The sequence below is a fragment of the Sinimarinibacterium flocculans genome, assembly GCF_003201205.1.
GTDB classification, from domain to species: Bacteria; Pseudomonadota; Gammaproteobacteria; order Nevskiales; family Nevskiaceae; genus Solimonas; species Solimonas flocculans.
Genome location: NZ_QICN01000001.1, coordinates 336,009 through 359,839 on the forward strand (window position 1 = coordinate 336,009; position 23,831 = coordinate 359,839).

The 23,831-nt window shown below is 67.5% G+C and carries 18 protein-coding genes and 2 pseudogenes; 10 read left to right on the forward strand and 10 right to left on the reverse strand.

Features of this window, described 5'->3' with window-relative positions:
• Positions 1-221 precede the first annotated feature (221 nt).
• Positions 222-2,915, forward strand: a complete 2,694-nt coding sequence (locus tag C8D93_RS01515) for a TonB-dependent receptor (protein WP_146216479.1) — start codon at positions 222-224, stop codon at positions 2,913-2,915.
• Between the two features lie 105 nt (positions 2,916-3,020).
• Here C8D93_RS01515 and C8D93_RS01520 read toward each other — a convergent pair whose 3' ends face one another.
• The gene (locus C8D93_RS01520; protein ID WP_110263395.1) at positions 3,021-3,962 is read right to left on the reverse strand and encodes an oxidoreductase; all 942 of its coding nucleotides are present in this window, start codon (positions 3,960-3,962) and stop codon (positions 3,021-3,023) included.
• A gap of 63 nt (positions 3,963-4,025) precedes the next feature.
• Between C8D93_RS01520 and C8D93_RS01525 the strand changes: the two genes are divergently transcribed.
• Positions 4,026-4,691, forward strand: a complete 666-nt coding sequence (locus tag C8D93_RS01525; protein WP_170123849.1) for an START domain-containing protein — start codon at positions 4,026-4,028, stop codon at positions 4,689-4,691.
• Here C8D93_RS01525 and C8D93_RS01530 read toward each other — a convergent pair.
• The 8 genes and pseudogenes from C8D93_RS01530 to C8D93_RS01565 form a co-directional block, all read right to left on the reverse strand.
• Positions 4,637-7,123 carry an efflux RND transporter permease subunit gene (locus C8D93_RS01530; protein WP_110263397.1) on the reverse strand — a complete coding sequence of 829 codons (2,487 nt, stop codon included), beginning with the start codon at positions 7,121-7,123 and terminating at the stop codon, positions 4,637-4,639. The two genes, C8D93_RS01525 and C8D93_RS01530, sit on opposite strands and share 55 nt — an antisense overlap.
• 38 nt (positions 7,124-7,161) lie before the next feature.
• Positions 7,162-7,989, reverse strand: a complete 828-nt coding sequence (locus C8D93_RS01535) for a CbbQ/NirQ/NorQ/GpvN family protein (RefSeq protein ID WP_110263398.1) — start codon at positions 7,987-7,989, stop codon at positions 7,162-7,164.
• Between the two features lie 27 nt (positions 7,990-8,016).
• Positions 8,017-10,719, reverse strand: a complete 2,703-nt coding sequence (locus C8D93_RS01540; protein WP_110263399.1) for a TonB-dependent receptor — start codon at positions 10,717-10,719, stop codon at positions 8,017-8,019.
• An 87-nt stretch (positions 10,720-10,806) separates the two neighbouring features.
• The gene (locus C8D93_RS01545) at positions 10,807-12,489 is read right to left on the reverse strand and encodes a nitric oxide reductase activation protein NorD (protein ID WP_211307144.1); all 1,683 of its coding nucleotides are present in this window, start codon (positions 12,487-12,489) and stop codon (positions 10,807-10,809) included.
• A gap of 267 nt (positions 12,490-12,756) precedes the next feature.
• A pseudogene (locus tag C8D93_RS21285) lies at positions 12,757-13,674 on the reverse strand (SDR family NAD(P)-dependent oxidoreductase); the annotation flags it as partial.
• A gap of 342 nt (positions 13,675-14,016) precedes the next feature.
• Positions 14,017-14,595, reverse strand: a pseudogene (locus C8D93_RS21290) (SDR family NAD(P)-dependent oxidoreductase); the annotation flags it as partial.
• Positions 14,595-15,704, reverse strand: coding sequence for a spirocyclase AveC family protein (locus tag C8D93_RS01560; RefSeq protein ID WP_110263400.1), 1,110 nt, complete (start codon positions 15,702-15,704; stop codon positions 14,595-14,597). The gene C8D93_RS01560 and the pseudogene C8D93_RS21290, both read right to left, overlap by 1 nt.
• Before the next feature lie 5 nt (positions 15,705-15,709).
• Positions 15,710-16,408 (reverse strand): TetR/AcrR family transcriptional regulator, encoded by a 699-nt coding sequence (locus tag C8D93_RS01565; protein WP_170123850.1) that lies wholly within the window; start codon positions 16,406-16,408, stop codon positions 15,710-15,712.
• Positions 16,409-16,718: 310 nt separating this feature from the next.
• Between C8D93_RS01565 and C8D93_RS01570 the strand changes: the two genes are divergently transcribed.
• Genes C8D93_RS01570 through C8D93_RS01595 form a run of 8 tightly spaced genes read left to right on the forward strand, consistent with a single transcriptional unit; the run spans position 16,719 to position 23,045 of the window.
• Positions 16,719-18,245, forward strand: coding sequence for a nitric oxide reductase activation protein NorD (locus C8D93_RS01570; protein WP_110263402.1), 1,527 nt, complete (start codon positions 16,719-16,721; stop codon positions 18,243-18,245).
• 14 nt (positions 18,246-18,259) lie between these two features.
• A complete protein-coding gene (locus C8D93_RS01575) occupies positions 18,260-19,090 on the forward strand; it encodes a CbbQ/NirQ/NorQ/GpvN family protein (protein ID WP_110263819.1) in 831 nt (276 codons plus the stop codon).
• Positions 19,087-19,221, forward strand: coding sequence for a hypothetical protein (locus C8D93_RS21205; protein ID WP_281269266.1), 135 nt, complete (start codon positions 19,087-19,089; stop codon positions 19,219-19,221). Before C8D93_RS01575 ends, C8D93_RS21205 begins: the two co-directional genes overlap by 4 nt.
• A 6-nt stretch (positions 19,222-19,227) precedes the next feature.
• Entirely contained in the window at positions 19,228-19,920 is a 693-nt protein-coding gene (locus C8D93_RS01580) for a hypothetical protein (protein WP_110263403.1), read from the forward strand.
• Positions 19,921-19,944: 24 nt separating this feature from the next.
• Positions 19,945-20,418, forward strand: a complete 474-nt coding sequence (locus C8D93_RS01585; protein WP_211307146.1) for a hypothetical protein — start codon at positions 19,945-19,947, stop codon at positions 20,416-20,418.
• 3 nt (positions 20,419-20,421) lie between these two features.
• On the forward strand, positions 20,422-22,125 hold the full coding sequence (locus C8D93_RS01590) for a cytochrome P450 (protein ID WP_110263404.1): 1,704 nt from the start codon (positions 20,422-20,424) through the stop codon (positions 22,123-22,125).
• A gap of 13 nt (positions 22,126-22,138) precedes the next feature.
• Entirely contained in the window at positions 22,139-22,267 is a 129-nt protein-coding gene (locus C8D93_RS21210; RefSeq protein ID WP_281269267.1) for a hypothetical protein, read from the forward strand.
• Positions 22,260-23,045, forward strand: coding sequence for a spirocyclase AveC family protein (locus C8D93_RS01595; RefSeq protein ID WP_110263405.1), 786 nt, complete (start codon positions 22,260-22,262; stop codon positions 23,043-23,045). The genes C8D93_RS21210 and C8D93_RS01595 overlap by 8 nt, the downstream gene beginning before the upstream one ends.
• Positions 23,046-23,052: 7 nt before the next feature.
• On the opposite strand, the gene C8D93_RS01600 is transcribed toward C8D93_RS01595, so the two are convergent.
• Positions 23,053-23,643 (reverse strand): TetR/AcrR family transcriptional regulator, encoded by a 591-nt coding sequence (locus tag C8D93_RS01600; RefSeq protein ID WP_170123851.1) that lies wholly within the window; start codon positions 23,641-23,643, stop codon positions 23,053-23,055.
• Positions 23,644-23,831 lie beyond the last annotated feature (188 nt).

The window sequence follows — 23,831 nt, forward strand, 5'->3', positions numbered from 1 at the left end:
GCACGGCGAGGGCCGGACGGGCCGCTGGGGCGGGTCGTCCGGCCGCCAGTTTGACGTACGCCGTAAGAAGAGTTGCCTTGCGCTGTATCCACCATTGTGCGCCGGTTCGGACACTGCGTAGGCTGATCCCTACCGCGTGAGACCGCGGCCGTTGTTCATATCAATCGGGGATGGGGGCCGGCCGGGACGACCTGCCGCCGGTACAGCACGAGGAGATGCGCGTGAAGAAGAAGATCGTGATGGCCGCTGCATTGGCGGCCACGGCCTCTATGGTCGCACCAGCGACGGCAGTAGCGCAGGACGACGAACTGGACTTTCTGCTCGAGGATGCGGCGCCGCGGTCCTCGTCGCCGCGGCCGAGCCCGACGCCGACACCGGCCGCCGAGCCGCAGGCCGCCGCTCAGGGCGAGCAGGGCGGGGCGGAACGGGCGCAGCCGGCGCCGCAGTCCACCGCGACCCCGCAGCCCTCGCAGGCCGCGGAAGCCGAGCCGCCGCTCGACGTCATTCCGCTGCCGCGCGAGGACGGGCCGCCGATCGAGACGCAGCCGGCGCCGCGTGGCCGGGCCATCGAGGAGATCGTCGTCACCGCGCAGCGTCGCGAAGAAAGCCTGCAGGACGTCGCCATCTCGATGACGGTCTTCGACCAGGAACAGCTCAGCGACGCCAACATCACCAATTCCGCCGATCTGGCCATCTACACGCCGGGTCTGACCTCCAACGCACGCTTCGGTAACGAGAACGCCACGTTCACGATCCGCGGCTTCACGCAGGACCTGCGCACCACGGCGTCGGTCGCCACGTACTTCGCCGAAGTCGTCGCCCCGCGCGGCCAGAGTTCGCAGAGTTCCGGCGACGGTGCCGGCCCCGGCACGCTGTTCGATCTGCAGAACGTGCAGGTCCTCAAGGGGCCGCAGGGCACGCTGTTCGGACGCAACACCACGGGTGGCGCAATCCTGCTGGTCCCGCAGCGGCCCAAGGACGAGTTCGAAGGCTATGTCGAGGCCACCGGCGGCAACTTCGAGCAGCGCCAGATCCAGGCCGTGGTCAACGTACCGTTGAGCGAGTCCCTACGCATCCGCCTCGGCGTCGAGGACAAGCAGCGCGAGGGCCATCTCAACAATGTCACCGGCATCGGCGCCGACAAGCTCGGCGACGTCAACTACACGGCAGTGCGCGCCAGCCTGCTGTGGGATCTCTCCGACAACATCGAGAACTACACGATCCTGCAGTACGTGGACTCCGACTCCAACGGCTACACGACGCGCCTGTTCGCCTGCAACAACCTGATCGGCACGGACGGCATCTCCGAGCCCAGCCCCTTTGCGCTGGTCACGGCGCCGCAGTGCCAGCGGCAGCTCGATGCGCAGGAGGCCTCGGGCCGGAACGGCTACTACGACCTCGCCAGCACAGTGCGGACGCCGATCACGCTGATCGAGGAAAAGCGCTTCATCAACACGCTCACCTGGCACCTGAGCGACGACGTGGCGCTGAAGAACATTCTCGCCTACACGCACCTGCTGACGAAGAACGGCTCGAACATCTTTGGCACCTACTTCCAGGACCCGACCGATCCTTCGCGCGAGTTCTCGGCGGGCGCCTCGGTGGTGAACCCGAAGATTCCGGTCACCAACCAGGAAAGCTACATCGCGGAAGTCCAGCTCCAGGGCAGCTCGTTCAGCGACCGCATGATCTGGCAGACCGGCCTGTACTACGAGACCAGCAAGCCGGACGGTCCGTCCGGCAACATCGCGGCCAGCTTCCTGTACTGCGATCTCGGCAGCCTCGAGAGCGGCGATCCCTCGACGTACAACTGCAACGACCCGTTCGCCGGACAGCTGGGCGGCGTGCTGGTCCAGGAGTTCGAGACCGAGTACCTGAACCAGGCGGTGTATGCGCAGGCCACCTGGGACTTCAACGACTACTTCAACATGACCGCGGGCCTGCGCTACACCTGGGACGAAACCGAGGGTTACGGCGTGAAGCGGCGCTACGCCTATCTGCTGACCGTGCAGCAGGCGCCGGTTGTGACCGTGTCGACCCCCCGGACCGAGAGCGACGCGCCCACCGGCATGATCGAGTTCCAGTACAAGCCCTTCCTCGGCACGATGACCTACGTGAAGTACACGCGGGGCTATCGTCAGGGCAGCGTGAACCTCGCGGCGGACGCGGGCGTCGATACGCACGAGCCCGAGAAGGTCGACACCTACGAGATCGGTGCCAAGACGCAGTTCGGCGGTCCGGTGCCGGGACGCTTCAACATCTCCGCGTTCTACAACGACTTCACCGACATGCAGCTGCAGTTCGGCTACATCTCGCGCGCCGGCGGCCCGACGACCTCGATCGCCAACGCCGGCAAGGCCGAGATCAAGGGCTTCGAGGCCGATGCCTTCCTGCAGCCCTTCGAGAGCCTGACGGCGATCCTGTCGTACTCGTATCTGGACACCGAGCTGCTCGAACAGGACCAGGAAGCGCAGTGCGACCGAATCCGCAACGTCGGCCTGATCGAAGGGTTCACCTGCACGCCGATTGCCGCGGTGGGCGACAACCTGCCGTTTGCCCCGCGTCACTCGGCGGTCGGCTCGCTGATCTGGACGCTGCCGTTTCCTGCGAGCCTGGGCACGATCAACATTGGCACGACCTACGTCTACACCGGCGACATGCGCGTCGCGGCCTCCTCCGAGTCGCCGTTCGCCGTGCTCCCCAGCTTCGAGCTGTGGAATCTCAACCTGAACTGGAGCGACATCTTCACGCTGCCGCTCGACCTGGACGTCTACGCGACGAACATCACCGACAAACAGTACATGACCTACGTTGGCGGCACGTACAACGTCATCGGCATCGAGTCCCGCGCAATGGGCCAGCCGCGCATGATCGGCGCCCGACTGAAGTACCGCTTCGGCGCCCAGGGCGGCTGATCTATAAGGGGTAAGGGAGCGAAAGCCGGTGGCCGAACGCGGTCACCGGCTTCTTCGCTTTCCGGCGGGCGAGCGGACGGCATCCGTCGCCAGCCGGCACGTGTCTCAATCCAGGTAGGCGATACCGGTCTGTTTCACCGACACGGTCCACAGGCGCTGCGCCGCGTCGGCATCCTGGGCCAGGCGGCTGCGTCGGGCCGGGGCGGGGTGGCCCTTCATGCCGAAGACGCGGTCCGGTCCGTAGTAGTCGTCGTTGCCGACGCCCGGCATCGTCGCGGCGTACAGCGTCGACAACGCGCCGACCTCGGCGGTGTTGATGAACCAGCGCAGCGCGATCGGTCGCATCACGGCCATGCGCATCGCCGCGAACGTGCCGGGTTCGGCTTTCTGGATGTTGGTGTCGGCGCCGCCCGGATGTCCGCCGGCGGACACCTGCGTCGCGCCGCGCGCCGCCAGCCGTCGGCCGAGTTCCTTCATGAACAGCAAGTTGGCCAGCTTGCTCGCGCAGTAGGCATCGAAGGGCTTGTACGTCCGCCGCGCGTAGTGCAGGTCGGCGAGATCGAGCGGCTTGGCGCGCCAGTGGCCCATGCTGCCCACGGTGATGATCCGCGAGGCCGGCGTCGCCAGCAGCGGTTCGATCAGCAGGCCGGTGAGGGCGAAATGGCCGAGATGGTTGGTCCCCATCTGGCTTTCGAAGCCATCCACCGTGGTCGCGAACGGCACCCCCATGATGCCGGCGTTGTTGATCAGCAGGTCCAGCCGCTCGTGCCGGCCACGGAACTCGTCGGCAAAGTCGCGCACTGATGCGAGGTTGGAAAGATCGAGTTTCATCAGCGCCACGTCGGCCTGCGGCACCCGGGAGCGGATGTCCTCGATGGCGGCAGCGGCGCGGTCCGGGCTGCGGCAGGCCATGATCACCTTAGCCCCGGCGGCGGCGAGCGCCATCGAGGTCTGCAGGCCGATGCCACTGTTGGCACCGGTGACAATGGCGGTTCTGCCGGCCTGTGACGGCATCTTCGCGGTCGTCCAGTTCTCGTTCGCGTTCATCTGCGGCTCACGTTCGTTCAGGCTACTATACAACAGCACTGTTGATTAATAAGGATGACTGAGATGGCTTTCATGTCCCGGGTCTGCGCCGTCCTGCTTCTGGGCCTGAGCGCGGTGGTCGGTGCGCAGGGCGAGTGGCGCGAGGAGAAGCAGCAGGACGGCATCCGCATCGAGTCGCGTGCCGTCGAAGGTTGGGAGATTCGCGAGATGCGCGGCACGGCGATGTTCGACGGTCATCTGGACAGCCTCGTCGCCGTGATCACCGACCCGGCCGCCGCACCCCGGCTCAACGAGCTGGTCGAGTCGTCGAAGGTCGTGCAGCGCGACAGTGCCACGCGTTACCAGGTCTATACGCTGACGAAGATGCCGTGGCCGCTGAAGGACCGCGATGTGCTGATGCAGCGGCAGATCGAGCGCGATGCGCAGACCGGTGCCGTGACCATTGCCGATCAGGCGGCGAGCGGTACGGTGCCCGAGAAGGACGGGCTGGTGCGTATCGTGCGCGCCAGCAATCGCTGGACCTTCACGCCGACGGCCGACGGCAAGGTGCGCATCGAGTTCGTGATGTTGTCCGATCCGGCGGGTCCGATCCCGTCGTCGCTGATCAACTCGATGTCGGTCAGCACCCCGCTCAAGACGATTGCCCAGCTCATCGCGCTGGCAAGGCAATCCCCCTATGCCGAGGCCGAGTCGTTGTTCGCCGCCGAGACCGCCGCGGCGGCGGAGTAGGGCGCGGCCTCGACTGCGCCGCCCGGCGTGCGCTCCGGCCCGAACGGCCGGAGCCACAACACCAGCGCCGGCAGCAGGAACAGGTCGGCCACCAGCGCGGCCACCATCGTCGCGGCGAGCAGTGCGCCGAAGCTGGTCAGCACCGCCATCGAGGAAATCAGGTAGCTGGAGAAGGCTGCGGTGAGGATCACGGTGGTGACCGTGATCGCCGGGCCGACGCCGCGCAGGGCGCGGGCGACGGCCGTGCGGTAGTCGCCGCTGGCCGCGAACTCGCTGCGCAGTCGCGCGAGCATGTGGATGGTGTCGTCGACGGCGATGCCGATCGCGATCGTTGCCAGCAGCAGGCGCAGGTAGTCCAGCGACCACGCCAGCCAGCCCATCATGCCCAGCGTCAGGGCGATCGGAAACAGGTTCGGGATCATGCCGATCAGGCCGACCTTGACCGAGCCGAAGGCCAGCATCATGACCAGCGTGATCAGACCGAAGACCACGGCATAGCCCTCGATCTGGGTCCTGGTGATGTAGTCGGCCATACGCACCCACAGCAGGCCGATGCCGCTGACCTCGATGCGGGCGTGCTGCGGCGGATGCTGTGCGAGATGGGCATCCATCGCCGCCATGAAGCGGCGCACCTCGCTGGCCGCGACCAGCTGGAGCCGCACCTGCAGCGCGGTGCTGGAGCGGTCGAGGTTGAGCACGTCCTCCATTTCCTTGCCGCCGGACATCTCGTAGACCAGCAGCAGCTGCGCGAGCACCTGCGGATCGTCCGGGATGCGGTAGTAGGCGGGGTCGTCGCCGTGGAAGGCCTGGTTCAGTTCCTTGACGATGTCGACGATCGACAGGCTGTCTTGCACGACGGTCTCGCGGTCTGCCGCGGCCTGCAGAGCCTCGATTTCCTTGAGCAGGTCGGGGTTCTTGATGCCGTCCGCGGTATCGGTCTCGAACAGGTAGATCACGCTGAGCAGGCCGCCCATCAGCGCGTTGATCTGTTCGGTGTGCCGACGCCACTCCTGCGACGGCTTGAACTCGTGCAGGAAGTTGAAGTCCACCTGCAGCCGCGCCAGCCCGGCGCCGGCCCCGAGCAGCACGACCAGGAAGCCGGCGAGCAGCGCACGCGGATGACGCAGGTTGATGGCGACGGTCCATTCGATGAAGCGCTGCAGCCAGCCGCTGTTGGCGGGGCCGACGGCGGCCGGCTGTGGCTTCGCGCGGGCGGCAAAGCCGATCAGCAGCGTCAGCGACAGCACGAAGGCACAGATGACGCCGAAGGCCGAGTACAGCGCCAGCTCGCTGACGGCGCGCAAGTCGGACACCGTCATGCCGAGAAAGCCGATCGCCGTCGTCACGGCCGCCAGCAGGCAGGGCGTGCCGACGCGGCTGACCGCGACGCGCACCGCCGCTGGCGCATCCAGCCTCTCTGCGCGCGCGTCCTGCCAGGCATGCAGCACGTGCACGCACTGGGCGACGCCCACGGCGCACAGCAGCGACGGGATCATCAGGAAGAACAGGTTCACCTTCCAGCCGACCAGCCCCATCAGGCCGAGCGTCAGCGTGATCGACAGCAGCACGACGCCCAGCGGCGCCAGCAAACCGAGCAGCCGGGTGCGGAACAGCAGCAGGCCGGCGAGGCTGACCAGCAGCATCGACACGACCGTCAGCAGCCCGATCTCGCCGCCGAGGATCTCGTTGTAGGCGGCGTTCATCGGCACGTCGCCGGAGATCAGGTACTCGATGCCGGCGTACCGGAACTCGGGGCGTTCGAGAATCTCGCGGACGACGCGGTTGGGCACCTGCGGATAGAGATTGGCGATGCCGTCGCCGCCGTCCGGATCGTGGCGCAGGCGGTCCACCGGATCGGTGCTGGTGCGCGTCATCTCGATGACGATGGCGGCGTTGCGCGCATCCGGACTGAGCAGGCTGCCGACGTAGATCGGCTTGCCCAGCGCGACCTCGCGCAGGCGCAGCAGTTCGTCCTGCGTTTCAGGGAAGTCCTCTATCAGATCGCGGATCGTGATCAGGTCGCCGTCGGCCTCGATGAACTCGACATTGCTCAGGCTGGTGACCTTGCGCGCGAACGGCACCTCGGCTTCGAGTGCGCGCGTGAGTGCGTCGATCTGGCGCATCACCTCGATGTCGAACGGCCCATGTTCGCGGCTGGGCGCGCGATACAGCAGGTAGACGACCTCGTCGGACGAGAAGTCGCGGATGTACTGCTGGTAGGCCGCGAACGCCGCGTCGGATTCGTTGAAGTACGAATCCATGCTGTTGTCCTGGCGGACCTTGGCGGCGCCCCAGAGGCCGACGGCCAGCAGCGCGACGGCGCCGAGCATGACCGTCTTTGCACGTCGGGCGGACCAGTCCGCCATCGATTCGAACAGCCGATCGAGTGCACCCTGCAGGCCGCGCACGCGCGGCGAATGGTCGTTGGTCATCGTTCCTGACTGCTGCGGCTGAAGGGCACCGCGCGACGTCAGGCGGTCCCCTCACCCAGATAGAGGTCGATCATCTTGCGCAGGCCGGCGCCGACCTGCACGTCATCCGTCAGCGGCCCGACGACCGCGGCCTTCGCCGCCTCGACGGGCGTCAGGCCCTCGGCCACCAGACGGCCGGCGGCGATCAGCACCCGCGTCGATGCGACTTCGCGCAGTCCGCCGGTCTCGAGTCGCCGGATCGCCTGGGCCAGGCGCACGAAATCGGCTGCCGTCTTCGGATCGACACCGGACTCGGCGGCGACGATGCGTTCCTCGGCGTCGGCCGGCGGATAGCCGAACTCGATGGCCACCATGCGCTGCCGCGTCGAGTCCTTCAGGTCCTTGAGCACGCTCTGATAGCCGGGATTGTACGAGACGACCAGGCAGAAGCCCGGCGCCGCATCGAGCGTCACGCCGAGGCGCTCGATAGGCAGCTGGCGCCGGTGATCCGCCAGCGGATGCAGGACGACGGTCGTGTCCTGCCGGGCCTCGACGACCTCGTCGAGGTAGCAGATCGCACCATCGCGGACGGCCTTCGTCAGCGGGCCGTCGCACCAGGTGGTCCTGCCGTCGTTGAGCAGGTAGCGCCCGACGAGATCCGCGGTCGTCAGGTCGTCATGGCAGGAGACGGTGATCAGCGGGCGCCCCAGCTCGTGCGCCATCGCTTCGACGAAGCGGGTCTTGCCGCAGCCGGTCGGCCCCTTCAGCAGGATCGACAGCCCCTGTCGGTAGGCGGCCTTGAACAGGCGCTCCTCGTTGCCGCAGGCGAGGTAATAGGGGCGTGCCGTCTGCGCGTGGTCCGGTGGTGTGGAGTCCATGGTGTTCATGTCTATGGGCTTGTGCGGGACGCGTACTCAGAAGTTGTAACGCAGGCGGGCGCCGATGAAGCGTGCGGCGCCGACGTTGCGCGACTCGATGCCGAGCGGCCTGAAGGTCCCTGTCGTGAACACGACATATTCCTCGTCGAGGACATTGGTGGCGAACACCGTGAGGTCGTAGGGTGCCCCGAGGATGCTGGTCCAGCCGATGTTCAAGTTCAGCAGACCGAAGCCGTCGAGCACCGCAAACGGCGAGGAGCTGGTGGCGGCGACGCGTTGCGCGCCGGTGTGCGCGTAGGTGGCGCCCATGTCCACACGCCCCCAGCGCGGGGGCAGCGGAGCCGTCCAGTTGATGTGCGCGACGTAGGTGTGGTCCGGCGCAAACGGCAGTTCGTCGCCGGCCTCGGCGATGGGGGTGCAGGTGAAGCCCTCGATGAATCCGACCGCTTCGACGCGCGAGCAGAAGTCGGCCGACTTGACCAGCTTGGTATCGAGGAACGAGTACGACAGGCTGACGCTCAGGGCCTCGAGCGGCTGGAAGAAGGACTCGATCTCGATGCCGCGGGAGGTGCCTTCACCGGCGTTGAAGATCGCTGTCGTCGGTCCTGAGGTCGTCGACACGTAGCCGCCCTGCAGCTGCATGTCGGTCAGCGTGTTGTCGAACAGCGCGATGTTGAAGCGTCCCGGCACCAGTCCGCCGAAGGTGCTCTTGAAGCCGATCTCGTAGGTGTCGACGGTTTCCGGATTGTGCGTGTCGAGACCGGGATCGGCCAGCATGTTGACCGTACCCTGGCGGTAGCCGCGCGTGTACTTGGCGTAGGTCATCACATCCTCGCGTGGCCGGAAGGCGAATTCGAGGATGCCGGTGGGCGCGGTGCTCTTCACGGTCGGCGTCTGCACGGTGATCTCGGGTGCCTGCTGCACCGTGAGCACGTACGGGAAGAATTCCTTGACGCCGTGACCCCTGGTCTCGTCCCAGGTGTAGCGCAGGCCGAGCGTGATGCTGAAGGGATCGGCAACGTGCCAGGTGCCCTGGGTGTACACGGCCTTGTTGATGTACTCGGTCTTGACCTGGTAGCGGTAGGGGCCGCCGACGATGCCGGCGAGCGGATCGAAGCAGTCGTACTGAGAGGGATCGTTGGTCTCGATCGTCGAGATGTCGCAGTACACCAGCGCCACCGAACTGTTGCCGGAGAATCCGTCCGGACGGCTGTGCTCGTAATACAGCCCTGCCTGCCAGATCAGGCGATTGTCGAAGGACTCGCCCTGCAGCTGCATCTCCTCGACCCAGGTCTCCTGGCGGGTGACGGGCATGTCGGTACGCGGAATCGTGTGGCCGATGCCCAGCACGCGCCGGCCGGTCAGATCGGAAGGGTCGGGGAAGCGGTTGCCGAACACGTTGGAGCTGTTTTCGGTGTGCAGATGCGCATAGGCGAGGATGTTCTTGAATGCCAGCGTATCCGACAGCGTCCACGTGGTCGTGTTGATCAGGCGCCGTTCGCGGATGTCGGTCGACGCGCTCTCGATATCGCTGACGACGTCGAAGCGGCCGGCCTGGCCGGCGGCAGCCTGATCGGCGAGCTGCTGTTCGCAGGCCTGGAACGTCAGCAGGCCCAGCGGGCTGCCGCCCAGCGGAACGCCGGGCAGGGGATTGGTGAGGTCGATGTCGCCGCCGGATGCGATGAGGTCGACCAGGCCGTTGATCAGGGCCTGCACGTCGTACTCGCCCACTTCGGTCAGGTTCTCGACGAGGTTGTTGCAGGCGTAGAGCTGCGAGGTGCTGCCGTTGGTATCCGAGTTCACCATCGAGGCAATCGTGTAGTTCTCGATCGTGTCGGTGACGTCCCAGACCAGGCTCAGGCGGCCGGCGGTGTAGTCCAGATCGGCCAGCTCGTCCGGGCCGATGCCGCTGACGTTGTTGAGCAGTCCGTCGCGCCGGTTGTGGTCGATGCCCAGGCGCAGGCGCAGGCGATCGTTGACCGGATAGTTGAACACGCCCTGGCCGCGCAGGCCGCCGAGCTCCGCGCCGGTGAATTCGGCATAGCCTTCGATCACGTCGGTGGGCTTCTGCGGCACGATCAGGATCGCGCCGCCGGTGGTGTTGCGGCCGAACAGGGTGCCCTGCGGTCCCTTGAGCACCTGGATGTTCTGGAGGTCGAACAGCGTGCCGGGGCCGGCGCCGTCGCCCGAGGTCTGCGTGCTCTGTCCGCGCGGCGCGACCACTTCGGCGAAGTAGGTGCCCACCGACGCCGTGGTGCGCAGGTCCTGCGTGAAGCCGCGGATCGTGAACGTGGCGTTGTCGGTGCCGAAGCGCGTGTTCGCCGACAGCGACGGCGTGTAACGGGCGATGTCGGCGGATGTAGTCATGTTCGCCTTGGAGATCTGCTCCTGGTCCATGACCGTGATCGAGATCGCGACGTCCTGCAGGTTCTCTTCGCGGCGTTGCGCGGTCACGATGATCTCTTCGATCTCGCGGGCCGGCCGGAACATGCGCCTGGCGAGACTGTCCTCGGCAGGCGCCGGTTCGGCGACCGGGACGGTCTGCGCGTAGGGCTCGGGTGTGCGTTCCGGCACGGGGTCGGCGGAGCCCGGCGCTGAGTCCGGGCGGTCCGACGCGCCGTTGCCCTGCAGCAGTGCGTCCAGATCGGAGGCGTCGTTCTGCGCGGTCGCGGCTGTCGCGCAGCCGAGGACGGCGAGCCCCAGCAATGCGAGTGCAGACTTGAAGGTGCCACTGTGCATCCCGTTCTCCTCCCCGGTGCCGGCGGTGTGTCCCGCAGCTACCGGTTATGCGTCCTCAATACCGGCCCGGGCCGGTTCCCCGAAGCGTCAGGCGATCCGCCGCTTCGCCTCTCCATTGCGCAGCGCCGAGCGGAACAGCGGGCCGATCAGCCCGGCCAGCCGATCCGCCTTCGGCACGCTGGCGTGCGCCGCACTGCCGAAGATCCGGCGCAGCGATTCGGTGTCGGTGCTCGCGCCCACGCTCAGGCACAGGCACCCCACGCCGTCGCGGCGTGCTTCAGCCAGCGCCTTGCGTGCGTCGGCGCGGCCGTAGCCGGGTTCGTAGCCGTGGTCGTAGGCGAGGCCGTCCGACAGCACGACGAGCAGGCGCCGCGACGTGCCGCCCTGTTCGATCAGCACGCTCGCGCCGTGGCGGATCGCCGCGCCCAGGCGCGAGTACGCACCCGGCACCAGCCCGAACAGCCGGCGCATGACGGCGCTGTCGAGCGCCTCGTCGAAACGTTTCACCGGCGTCAGGTTCACCGACTGCCGGCCCTGCGAGTGGAAGGCGTAGAGGCTGACGCGATCACCGACCTCATGCAGCACCGTGGTCAGTGCGGCAGCGACGTCCCGCTGCTGCACGTGGACACTGCCGCCTGCGGGACTGTCCTGGGTCGCCGAGCCCGAGACGTCGAGCAGGATCAGCACCGACAGGTCGCGGCGCAGGCGCAGGCTCTCGACGTAGACCGCCTCGTCGGGCGCCGATCCGGCGAGCCGTTCGAGCTGCGATTCGATGGCCGCGTCGATGTCGATGTCGTCGCCCTGTGCACGGCGGTGAATCCGATCGAGACCCATGCCGAGGCGGGCGAGGGGCTTGCGCAGCGCGTGGCCGGCGAGCCATTCCACCGATGCATGTGCGTCGGCCTGCGCCGCGACTTCGTTGACCGTGCACCAGTCAGCGCGGTAGGCGCCACGATGCGTGTCCCACTCGGGGTAGAGGATGCCGCGTCGCGGGCCGAGCAGGCCGTCGAGGCTGTCGGCGCTGGCGCTGGAGGTCACGCTGCGCACGGCGCCGCGCGCGCCGCTGCGGGAACTGTGTGTGGGCGCATCGGCGCCCGGGGCGCCGCCCTCCTTGAGGCTGCGCACCTGCTCGAACAGGCGCTGCAGCAGCTTGCCGATGCCGCCGCCGCCACCGACCGGGCTGCTGACCGTGTCCTCGCCGTCCTCCTCGTCCGCCTGCGCAGTGTCGTCCAGCTCGGTCAGCGCCTGCTGCGCGCTCCGGGGAATGTGCCGGGGGGCGTCAGTGGAACTGCCGGTTGCGACCGGCGCTGCGGACAGCAGCGCGCGGACGTTAACAACGCCGAAGTCGGTCGGCGTCGCCGGCAGCGGCTCGGACGTGCGTGCGAGTGACAGCGAGTCGGCCGGCGATGCCGTGCGCCCGGCGAGTCCGGGATCGATCAGCGAGCGCGCAAGCGGCGGCAGCACCGCATCGAGCGCGAGCAGTGCGCGGTGTGCTTCTAGAACGAGATAGCGTGCCGCAAGCGTTGGCCGTCGCTTGACGGCCTTGAGGAGTCCGGCCTCGAAGCTGCCCGCGGCCAGCAGGGCGCACTGCACGCAGAGCTGGCGCAGCTGCGTGCGTCTCGGGGCCGCGAGATCGACGAAGATCGCGGTGCCATCCGTCCACGGCGCTGCGCCCGGGCCGGCATCCTCGACGCGCACGCCACGCTTCGACAGCGACGACGCGAGCATGTCGAGATCCACGAGATCGGTGCTGCGGGAAGGGGCGGACATGGGCGTCGCTTCGTCCAGCTACGACAGCCGTTGCAGGTCGTCGACGATGGTCTGCAGACGCTCGGCCGGCATCCGCGCCTGCGGGAAGCCGGAGATCTGCCGCAGCGTCAGGCCACGCCCCATGCGCAGCAGCGGACCGGCCGTGGCCATCTCCGGGTAGTGCCGCGCCATCACCGCCTTGGCTTCGGGATGGTCGAGGATGTCGCCGAGCTTGCTGTCGGCGCTGAACGGCGTGGTCCCCGAGGCTTCGGAGGCGCTGTCCTGGCCAAGGCCGCGTCGCGCGCTGATCTGCATCACCTCGTCGACGATCGACGTCGGAACCGTGAACGGCTGCGTGCCGGAGATCTTCGCGAGATTGGCGGCAATGTCTTCCGCGGTCGGTTCGGTGCCGGCCGGCGCGAGCCAGCCCTCGCCGAGTCCGGCGAAGACACGGGCATAGCGTCCGGCACCGGCCGAGTAGTTGTGGTGGCTCAGGGCGCAGGCGCGGCTCGCGAGGAACACCACCATCGGCACGACCAGTCTGGGGTCGATGATCTGCAGGAAGGGAATCTGCGCGGCGGCCTCGTCGCCACCCACGGTTTCCGTGACCATCCGCGAGAAGCCGAAGGGCAGCACGCAGTTGGCCTTGATGCCGTGCTCCTCGCCTTCGATGGCGACGACGTTGGCAAGGCCGAAGGTGCCGGCCTTGGCCGCCGCGTAGTGGGCTTCCTGCGGCTGCCCGAACATTCCGGCCGACGAGGCGGTGAAGACGAAGCGGCCGTAGCCCTGGGCTTTCATCGCACGGAAGGCCGGCTGGCTCAGGTAGAAGCTGCCGTCGAGATGGACGTTGAGCATGCGCCGCCATGCGTCGGCGCTCAGGCGTTCGAAGTCCACCGAGCCGAAGATGCCGGCATTGCTGATCACGGCGTCGAGACGGCCGAAGTGTTCGAGCGCGGTGCGCACGATCGCCTCGCCGCCTTCGGGCGTGGCCACCGAGTCGTGGGAGGCCACGGCCTTGCCGCCGGCCCGACGGATCTCGTCGACGACCTGGTCGGCGACACTGCCGTCGGCGCCGTCGCCGCCCATCGAGCCGCCGAGATCATTGACGACGACGGCGGCGCCGCGACGCGCGAACTCCAGCGCGTACAGGCGTCCGAGACCGCGGCCGGCACCGGTGACGATGACGACCTGGTCCTTGAAGTCGATGGCCGTGGTCTGATGCGGACTCAGAGGCGCGGCGGCCGTCGCGACGGTGGTAGGTGCGGGCGACGGGCTGCGCAAGACGCCCATGCCGGGAATCTTCATCGCCATGCGCACGATGTGATGTACCCACAGCCCCGGTACCCAGCGTGCCATGAAGGCCAGCGCGCCGGCGTCGGGGCCGACGGTGCGGCGCACGATCGGTTTGCGGTCGAGCACGGCCTGCGCCAGCGCGCGCGCGAACTTCTCCGGCGGACTGGCCTTGGCCACGGCCGCCTTGCCGGCGGCGTGGATGCCTTCGTACATCCGGCCGTAGGGGCCGTGATGGTCGCCGTAGTCGGGCGTCTGCTCGGTCAGGATGTCGGTGTTGAAGGTGCCGGTCACCAGAATCGACACGCCCAGTCCGAACGGCGCGATTTCCTGCGACAGCGCTTCGGCCCAGCGTTCGAGCGCACCCTTGGAGGCGGAATAGGCACTGATCACCGGCATGCCGCGCACGGCGCCCATGCTGGAGATGGCGACGATGCGGCCGCTGCCGCGCGCACGCATCGCCGGCAGCAGCGCGCGGGTCAGGGTCACCGGGCCGAACAGGTTGGTGGCAAAGAGCTGCTGCCACGCCGACTCCGGCGTTTCCTCGGCACTGCCGGCGGCGGCCACGCCGGCGTTGTGGACGATCACGTCGGGCGCACCCACGGCGTCGAGCATGGCCTGTGCCGCGACCGGGATCGACGCCGCGTCGGCAAGATCGAGCTTCATGCCGACGATGCGCGGATCGTCGGCCGGGGCGCCTGCCGCCGCGCGCAGCCGTTCCAGGCCGGCATCGACCGAGCGCATCGCGGCGACCACGCGCCAGCCCTGTCGGTACAGGTGAACGGCGGACGCCAGGCCCAGCCCGCGCGACGCGCCGGTGATCAGCACCGTGCGCATCAGCCATTCCCCTTCGGCAGGCAGCCGGGCTCGTCGACCAGCGGATTGACGGCGGGCCGACCGTCGGGCTGGCCGATGGTGATGCGGTTCCAGTAGCCCTCGAAGTACGGTCCGGGCTGGCCCTCGCGCTCGTAGTAGCCCTGCGGGTCGTAGACCTTGGCTTCCGGGTACGGGTAGGGGCAGGCGACCGAGGTGGCGAGGCCGGACACGCGGATCAGCGCGAAGGCGCCGCCGTAGCAGAAGTAGGCGACGTTGAGGAAGCCGAACATCATCAGGAAGCTCGCGAGTACCGGCCGGTGCTGCAGGAAGCGCAGCCGCTGCGCGAGCTTTTCGGCCACGGTACGCCCGGTATCGTCGCGGTAGACGAGGATGCCCGCGGGAATCATCACGAAGGTGACGAAGGTGGATTCCCAGATCAGCGGGAACTGGTACGTGGTGCCGGCGAAGATCGTCCCGAACGGGATGGCCTGCGAGTAGATGTACATGCCGGTCCTGACGAGCGTGACCTCCAGCATCATGTCCATCACGAAGCCGAAGACGAGGATCAGTCCCGCGAGACTCCACAGCGGGTGGCGCCAGACGAAGGCGTCCATCGTCCGCTTCGCCTGCATGCGCCGCAGCATCCACACCGCGGGAAAGTAGGGGCCGAAGTAGAACAGCGCGTAGCCGATGACGACGAAGGGTTCGACCGTCGGCGACAGGTTGATCAGCGGCCAGTCCTCGGGCCAGTGCCACAGCTGCGGGTTGTACACCGCGTACGGCGCCCAGTTCATGATCGGGTCCTGCCAGACGATCGCGGTCGATGCGATCGCCATCAGCACGTAGGGGTGCCCTGGCTGGCGGCGCCATGCCTGGATGCAGACGACGATCAGGACGATCATCGCGACGACGCAGAAGAACTGCTGCAGCTCCAGCCAGTAGTCGAAGCCGAACAGCACCTCGACCGGTCGCGGCACGCCGGTGACCTCGGGGTTGGCGATGCGCGGCGACACCGCGCCGGTACGCGCGAACCACGCAATGACGCCGATGAGTGCTGCCGGAAGCAGCCACCAGAGCCAGCCGGCCGGACTCCGGCCCGGCGTTCCCACCGCTGCGACGCGACCGCTCATGCCCTCTATCTCCTCGTGGACGCCGCTTTCTTCTGGCGGGTGCGGCGCTTGTGGGTGTCTTGAATGCCCAGCAGATGGCGCATCGCGCGCAGGACCTCCCGCTTGAGTCCGGCGACCTGCTCCGCTTCCATGGATGCGGCTTGGTCCTGCTGCGGCACCAGCGTGGCCAGTGCGCCGGCGTAGAAGATCGTGGTCCCGACCACCGAGCTGGCGACCAGAAAGACGTTGTCCTCGACGGGGCGCAACTCGCCGCTGGCGCAGCCTTCCTCGAACAGCGCGAGGAAGCGCATCGCCACCTGGTCGTCGTCGGAGAAGATGCCGTGGGCATGCGGCTCGGGGCCGTCGGCGACGAAGCGCATCAGCAGCCTGGCCAGCGTCGGGCGCGCGACCAGCGTGTCGATCCAGGCGCCGGCAGCCATCTCGATGCGCTCGGCAATGCTGCGATCCGATGCGGCGAGGATGCGCTCGAGCTCGTCCCTGAGCGGACCGAACGCATCCTCAAACATGGCGTCGTACAGCGCCTGCTTGTCCTTGTAGTAGTAGAACAGGGCAGCGCGCGTCATCTGCACGGTGTCGGCCACATCCTCGAGCCGCGCGGCGGCAAAGCCCTTGCGGGCGAACAGATCCTCGGCGGCCGCGAGGATCGCGGCGCGCGTGCGCTCGGCCCGGGCGCTGGTCGGTTCGCTGACGGTGGCGTTGGTCACTGGATGGCTCCTGCACGTGGTTGGGACCGGCATTCTCGCCGCCCGACCACGGGCGGGTGGCGATCTCTCCATGGAACTCTACTTGCGCGACAGTTGAAATTCAACTGGCGAGTCAGTAAAGTTTTGACTGTCGAACAGAAACACGACTGATCCCGATTGGGGCGAGGAGAACGACATGCTTGAGCTTCTGTTGCTGGACGGCCTGCGGCTGTTGTTCGCGTTCGGGGTCTGCGGCCTGGTGATCTGGTTCTGGTACTGGTTCATGGATTCGGTCGGCACGTTCTGATCCGGCGCGCCTCGCGACTCCGCCATGTCGTCCGTCAATGCGCTCGGAATGGAGCGAAGCTGCGCGGTCATCGCTTCGGCGCTGTCCGACGGGCGCTGCGAGGGCGTGCGCCTGATGACCGGGGAGCGGCGGACGTTTGCGATGAACCGGGCGCGCACCGTTGCGCATGTGCCGGTGCCGGCGCTGACGCCGGGGTGGACCCTGCGCACCTGGAGCTGCGGCATCGCCCTGCAGTGCGCGCCGTCCAAGGCGCGGATCGCCGCCTTCACACTCAAGGCCCTGTCGCCGCGTCAGTCGGCAGCGCTGTCCGTCGTCGAAGGGGGCGTCGCGCTGGGGTGGTTGTCCACGCGCTGGCCTGGCCTGGTGCCGGAGCTGCGGCGGTTCCTGCCGGAGCTGCCGATGCGGGATGCCGATCTGGACGGCGTCACGATCCTCGAGGCGGCGATGGCGCTGGCGGATTCACCTGCGCCGCTTCAGCTTCACCCGGTGCTGGGCCAGTTGCCGGTCGGTCTGGCGCCGAGGCGCGGTTTGCTCGAAGCGCTGCGGCGCCGCCAGGGGCGCATGCCCTGGTCCACGCGCAAACGCTACGTGTCGCCGGGCTATGAATCCATCCCGGTCGGAGGGGAGGGCACCATCAAGAGTGCGCGCCTGCCGCCGCCGAGCCGCCCCGAGGACGACGATCCGGAGATCCGTGCGGACCAGCGTGCCGGCGTGCCATACCCGGAATGGAACCTGTGGACGCAGAAGTTCCTGCCGGACCATGTCGCGGTGCTCGAGCGCAAGCTGCCGGTCAGTCGCAAGCCGCCGCGCGCGGTGCCAGCCAATTTGCGGCGCTGGTTCGAAGAACACACGCACCGGGTGATGCAGCGGCGCCTGGAAGACGGCTCCGACCTCGACATCGACCAGTACATCGAATTCCACGTCGACCGGAAGACCGGCAAGGCGTCCGAAGCGCGGGTATTCCGCGACCTGCAGCCGAGCTTTCGCGATGTGACCACCGCCCTGCTGCTGGACGGCAGCGCTTCGCTGGGCGGGCGCGGAGGAACGAGTTTCAAGCTGGAGCTGGATTGCGCCGACGCGCTGTGTCACGCAATGGCGCTGGCCCGCGAGCGTCACGGCCTGTTCGTGTTCAACGGCAAGACGCGCCATCGCGTCGACGTGACCTGTCTCAAGGATTTCAAGGACCCGCACCCGGTGATTCCGGGCGATCTCGGACTCATGACCGGCGGCTACACGCGGCTGGGTGCGCCCCTGCGTCATCTGACCAGTCGGCTACTCGCTCAGCCGACCGAGCGGCGCCTGCTGATCGTCATCGGCGACGGCCTGATCTCCGACGAAGGCTACGAAGGCCGCTACGCCTGGGCCGACAGCGCCCATGCGGTCAAGGAGGCCGAGGACGCCGCGGTGTCGCTGTACTACATCGGTGTCGGGCAGACCAAGGTCGATCCGCTGCCGGACGTGTTCGGCCCGCAGCGCTCGATGCGCATCCGCCGGGTCGAGGAACTCCCGCGCGTTCTGGCGCAAGTACATCGTGAACTGGTGGCCGCGTAATGGATAGCGAACGCATGCAGCAGCATTTCTACCAGAGCAACGGCAACGAGGTTGCGCTGTTCCGGCGCGCCGCCGAGCAGCGCGTGCCGGTGATGCTCACCGGGCCGACCGGCTGCGGCAAGACGCGCTTCGTCGAGTACATGGGCGAGGTGCTCGGACGCCCGGTGGTGACGATCAGCTGCCATGACGACCTGACCAGCTCCGATCTGGTCGGGCGCTTCATGGTCACCGGTGGCGACGTGGTCTGGACCGACGGACCGCTGACGCGCGCCGTGAAAGACGGCGCCATCTGCTACATGGACGAGGTCGTCGAGGCCCGGCACGACTCGCTGGCCGTGCTGCACTCGCTGACCGATCACCGCCGCACGCTCTACCTCGACCGTGCCGGCGAAGTGGTCCGTGCACCGGACAGCTTCATGCTGGTGTGCTCCTACAACCCGGCGTACCGCAGTTCGCTCAAGGAGCTCAAGCCCTCGTTCCGGCAGCGCTTCGTCACCGTGGCCATGACCTATCTGCCACCGGAGCGCGAGGCCGAAGTGCTCGTCGCCGAGGCCGGCATCGACGCCGCTGTCGCCAGGCGCCTGGTCAACTGCGCGACCGCCATCCGCAACGCCGATGACGTGTTCCACTTCGAGCCGCCGTCGACGCGCGTGCTGGTCACCGCGGCCAAGCTCGTCGCCTCCGGCGCCACCGAGATCGAGGCGGCCGACGTCTGCATTCTCGCGCCGTTGTCGAACGACGGCGCCATCACCGACGGATTGCGGGAGCTGGCCGCAGCCAGCCTGTTGGGCGCCGCGACCTCGGACCCCACCGCCACGCACACCCCAGGAGGATCCAGGACATGAGCGGGCACAGCGTCAGTGAGCAGGACCGGCGTCGCAAGAAGGCCATGATCGTGTTCCAGATCCTGATCTACAGCTGGATCTTCGGGACGTTCCTCGTCCAGATGTATCTCTACTCCAAGAGCGACTGGTAGAACGACATGGCAAGCATCCGTCAGAGCGGTTTCGGCGCCTACGACGCGCACCAGGCCGACAGCGCAGCGGCGCAGTGGAAGGCCGACAAGTGGATGATCGCCGGCACGATCCTGATGGGCACCGGCGTGCTCGGCATCATCGGTTTGCCGATGTTCTTCTACGGCATGCACCTGCAGAAGCTCGCCGCGCGCGCCGGCTTCTCCGTGCGGCCGCTGATCGTCACGCTGATCGGCTATCTGGTGATCATCGACTCGGCGCTCAACAGCATGGGCTGGACGCTGGATCTGTTCGCGCACCACACGCTGATCAACCGCGTGCTGACGGTGGGCTGGGGTGCGCTGTTCGATGGCGGCTACTTCTGGCACTACAACGAGCTGTGGGTCGGCGGCGCCGGCGCGCCCGGCGAGAAGGCCTGGGAGATCGCGCTGATTCCCTGCCTGTTCTGTGCACGGTTGGCGGCAGCGATCGGCCTGCTGCAGATGAAGCGCTGGGGGCAGCAGTGGCTGATCGTCACCTGCTGGATGGGGATCATCGTCTGGACCGGCTACAACACCAACATGACGATCTTCGCCGACGTGCGCTACGCGAACATCGCCTTCCCGGTCTGGGGCTGGTGGCTCTACGACATCTGGTACATCACGCCGTTTCTCGCGCTGCCGTACCTGCATACGGTCAACCGCGAAATCTTCTCCGAGTGATGGCGCCCGCCGAAGGACATCCCGATGAACACTTCAACCGATAACAGTCTGCCGCTGGGCACCACCGCACACTACGCGACGATGCACACCTGGCTGCAGCGCGGCCTGTTCGCCTGCCTCGTCGTCCTGGTGATCGAAGCCTCGCTGTCGCTGCCACTGATTGCGGTGTGGATGGGCTGGCCGACACTGTCGCTGACCGAGATCTGCCACGAGATGACCAAGGTCCGCTACTCCAGCGACGCGGCGGAGTGCAAGGTGCCGCATCCGCTGTTCGATCCTTCCGAGGGCGTGGCCTTCAAGGACAGCGCCGAGGATCTCTGGGGCATCCAGCCGCGCCCGCTGTACAAGCGGATCGGCTACCGCGATCTCGTCAGGTTCCGCGACGAACGGCTGGCGCGCGAGGAGGCGGCGCGTTCGCGCAACGCACTCGCGGCGGCCCCGGCACCGATCACCGATGCATCGACACCGGCGCCGGCTTCGGCATCGGCAGAGGACTGATTGATGAGCACTGCCGACAAGGCCAACCAGGTCCAGCAGCCTGCGCACGTTCCGGACGCGCTGGTCTACGCGTTCGACTACAACACCGATCCCGAGTACTGCCGCGATCCGCACGCCCGGGCGGCAGACCTCGTGGAGCGCGCGCCGCCGATCTTCTGGACGCCGTACAACGGCGGACACTGGATGTTCCAGTCGCACGCCGCGGTCGCCGAGGCACTGCGCGACTACGGGACCTTCTCCAGCGAGCACTTCGCACCGGAAGCGTTCAACGCGATGATGGCGGAGCTGCCGGAGGAGGAACGCATTCCGGCGCCCGTGCCCATCTGCATTGATCCGCCGCTGCACGCCAAGCTGCGGCAGCCGCTGTTCTCGACGTTCTCGCCCAAGGCCGTCGCGGCCATGGAGACGAAGATCCGCGCGCTGGCCGAGCGGCTGATCGATGCGATCGCGCAGCAGGGGCATTGTGAGTTCCAGCAGGCGGTCGCCGACGTCTATCCGGTCGAGATCTTCCTGGCGATGTTCGGCCTGCCGATCGAGAAGGAGCGCGAGTACCGCGATCTCGCAAAGTCGCATCTGAAATCGATCACGCCGGATCTGTCAGAGAACATGATGATGATGCAGAGCATCGCTGCGGTGATGCGCGAAACCATCATCGCGCGCCGCGACGACCGCCGCGACGATCTCATCAGCCTGCTGTGGGGGCTGGAGATCGAGGGCGAGCCGATGGCGCTGGACCTGATGCTCAGCTATTGTGTGATCCTGTTCATCGCCGGACTCGACACGGTGGTCAACGCCCTGGGCTTCGGCGTGCGCCATCTGGCGTCCGATCCGGAGCTGCAGAAGACGCTGCGTGCGCGGCCCGATCTGATTCCGAAGGCGACCGAGGAACTGCTGCGCCGCTACGCGTTCGTCGCCCCCATCCGCATCCTCAAGCGGGACACTGTCTTCTCCGGCGTCCAGCTCAAGGAAGGCGAGCGCGTGATGATGTTCCTGCCCGGCGCCAGTGTGGACGCCAGCGTCTACCCGGATCCGCTGCGCTTCGATCTGGAACGCACCAACCAGCCGCACATGGCGTTCGGTTCCGGACCGCACTTCTGTCTGGGTATGCACCTCGCACGTCTGGAACTGCGGGTGATGTACGAAACCCTGCTGCGCAAGCTGCCCGAGTTCCGGCTCGATCCGGATCAGGCGCCGGCATTCCACGGCAGCATCATCGCCGGACCGACGAGCATTCACCTCGTCTGGGGTGCGGGGGCGAAACGGCCGGCAGCCGCAGCGTCCCGGCAGCAGGCAGCGCCCGCGGCGGACACGGTTCCGGTTCCTGCTGCCGCGTCCGCAACGTTTTCTGCTGCGCCGTCGGCTGCACCGGCAGCGACGGCCGGCGCCGTCAATGCCGGTCCGCCGGCGTCCATCGAGGGGGTGTGGACGGTCACGATCTACGGGCCGACCGGACCGCAGGAGACGACGCTGGAACTTGCGCTGGTGAACGGTGCACTGGGCGGTACGCAAGCGGCACTCGGCCAGGTCGAGAAGGTCGACGAGATCGCCTATGACAGCCGCACCGGCAAGGTGTCCTGGGTCAACAAGATCAGCAAGCCGCTTCCGTTGAAACTCAAGTTCGACGGGGTGGTCGAGGGCGGTTCGATGAACGGCAAGATCAAGGCCTCGATCATGGGCTCCTTCCCGTTCACGGCCGTCCGGCACTGAAAAGGCGGTCCGCGTGGGCGCTGTCATCATGCTGGGCTCGCTGGGTGGATTGATCGCGCTGATCTTTGCGCTGGTCGGCCGCCTCGATCCGGAAGCCCGGCGGTCGCCGTCGGGGGCTGGCGTGGAGCACGACGATGCCTGAGCTGAGCCCCGCGTTGCAGTGGGGACAGGCCTTTGCTTATGTCGGAGGGGCGGCGTTCGTCGCCGCCGGGCTGTATCTGAGTGTCCGGCGCGGACGTCTGCATCCGCTGCTGCTGGTCTGCATCTCCGCGATCTCGTTCTCGTGGATCGAGGCGCCCTACGACTGGGCGGTCTACGCGCAGTTTCCCCCGGAGCTGCCGCGCATGCCGGCCTGGTGGCCGATGAACATGACCTGGGGTGGCGGGTTGCCCGCCGCCGTGCCGCCAGGCTACATCGCCTACTTTGTTTTGCCCGCGGTGATCGGTGCCGGGCTCGGCCGTCGCCTGAGCCGTAGGCTGCGATGGCGCAGGCCATACGCGCTGCTGGTCACCGGCCTGGTCGTCGGCTGTGCCTGGGCCTTCGTATTCAATGCGCTGTTCGGGCCGCGCTTCGGTGTCTTCTACTACGGGCGCGTCATCGAGGGTCTCGCGCTCTGGGAGGGGACGCGCTACCAGTACCCGCTGTACGACGCGCTGGCGATGGGCGTGCAGATGATGGTGTTCACCTACCTGCTGGGCCGGATCGATGTGCAAGGGCGCACGATCGTCGATGCCTGGGCCGATGCGAGGACCCGCACGCGCACCCGTTCGGCGCTGCTGTCGATCGCCGCCTTCATCATCGTCGGTCACCTGGCCTACCTGGCGGTGTTCGCTCCGCATCTGGCGACCAAGCAGATGGGGCTGGTCACCGCCGGACCCACCGAGCAACTGTTCGAGGGCGTGCCGAACCAGCCGCAGTGATGCCGCGCTACTTGCGGACGTTTCGCGCGGGTTTTTCGGGTGAGGGCTTCCCGGGGGCAGGCGAGGGTGTCGTGGCCGCGGCTGGCATGATCGGCAGGATCACGAAGCGGTAGAGGATGTCGGCGACGCGTTCGACCGGCAGGCGTGCGTCCTGACGCAGCCACCAGGTCAGGACTTCGATCGTGCCGCTGACGACGAGCAGTGTGCCGATGTCGGGCGGCGGCCAGTCCTGGGGACTCGCGCGACGCTTCGCGATCTCGAGCGAGGTCTGGAGCAGTTCGGCCCGCAGCGCGTCGCCGGCGCCGCCGGTCAGCAGCGTCGACCACAGGCGGCGGTTCTCGCGCACGTAGCGGAACAGTTCGAGCGACGCTTCCTGCACGCCTCTTCCATCGACCATCGGCATGGTCAGCGCCAGCAGCTGGCGCATCTCCTCGGTCGCGATGTCGCTGAGCAGTGCCTCGCGCGTGGGGTAGTGGCGGAAGAAGGTCGTGTAGCTGACCCCGGCCTCGGCGGCGATGTCGCGGATGCTGATCTGGTCGAGCGGCGTCGAGTCCAGCAATGAGAGCAGCGCATCGCGGAACGATGCGCGCGTGCGCACGGCCCGCGCGTCCTGCGCTGTCGAAAGGTGAGGCCGGTAGGTCTTGAATCGCATGAGATATGCAATATGATATTGCATATCTTTTGATGGGCAAAGTCGGGGTAGGCGCTTGAAGGTCCGGGGTTCGTGGTTGTGGTCACAGGGGCGTGCGGCGTTGGTGCTGTGCGCAGCGGGCGTTGCCGGACTTT

Coding starts and splice junctions, on each gene's coding strand:
- C8D93_RS01520 (WP_110263395.1), bottom strand. CDS start 3,962: ATGAACGCGAACGAGAACTGGACGACCGCGAAGATGCCGTCACAGGCC.
- C8D93_RS01525 (WP_170123849.1), top strand. CDS start 4,026: ATGGCTTTCATGTCCCGGGTCTGCGCCGTCCTGCTTCTGGGCCTGAGC.
- C8D93_RS01530 (WP_110263397.1), bottom strand. CDS start 7,123: ATGACCAACGACCATTCGCCGCGCGTGCGCGGCCTGCAGGGTGCACTC.
- C8D93_RS01535 (WP_110263398.1), bottom strand. CDS start 7,989: ATGAACACCATGGACTCCACACCACCGGACCACGCGCAGACGGCACGC.
- C8D93_RS01540 (WP_110263399.1), bottom strand. CDS start 10,719: ATGCACAGTGGCACCTTCAAGTCTGCACTCGCATTGCTGGGGCTCGCC.
- C8D93_RS01545 (WP_211307144.1), bottom strand. CDS start 12,489: ATGTCCGCCCCTTCCCGCAGCACCGATCTCGTGGATCTCGACATGCTC.
- C8D93_RS01560 (WP_110263400.1), bottom strand. CDS start 15,704: ATGAGCGGTCGCGTCGCAGCGGTGGGAACGCCGGGCCGGAGTCCGGCC.
- C8D93_RS01570 (WP_110263402.1), top strand. CDS start 16,719: ATGTCGTCCGTCAATGCGCTCGGAATGGAGCGAAGCTGCGCGGTCATC.
- C8D93_RS01575 (WP_110263819.1), top strand. CDS start 18,260: ATGCAGCAGCATTTCTACCAGAGCAACGGCAACGAGGTTGCGCTGTTC.
- C8D93_RS21205 (WP_281269266.1), top strand. CDS start 19,087: ATGAGCGGGCACAGCGTCAGTGAGCAGGACCGGCGTCGCAAGAAGGCC.
- C8D93_RS01580 (WP_110263403.1), top strand. CDS start 19,228: ATGGCAAGCATCCGTCAGAGCGGTTTCGGCGCCTACGACGCGCACCAG.
- C8D93_RS01585 (WP_211307146.1), top strand. CDS start 19,945: ATGAACACTTCAACCGATAACAGTCTGCCGCTGGGCACCACCGCACAC.
- C8D93_RS01590 (WP_110263404.1), top strand. CDS start 20,422: ATGAGCACTGCCGACAAGGCCAACCAGGTCCAGCAGCCTGCGCACGTT.
- C8D93_RS01595 (WP_110263405.1), top strand. CDS start 22,260: ATGCCTGAGCTGAGCCCCGCGTTGCAGTGGGGACAGGCCTTTGCTTAT.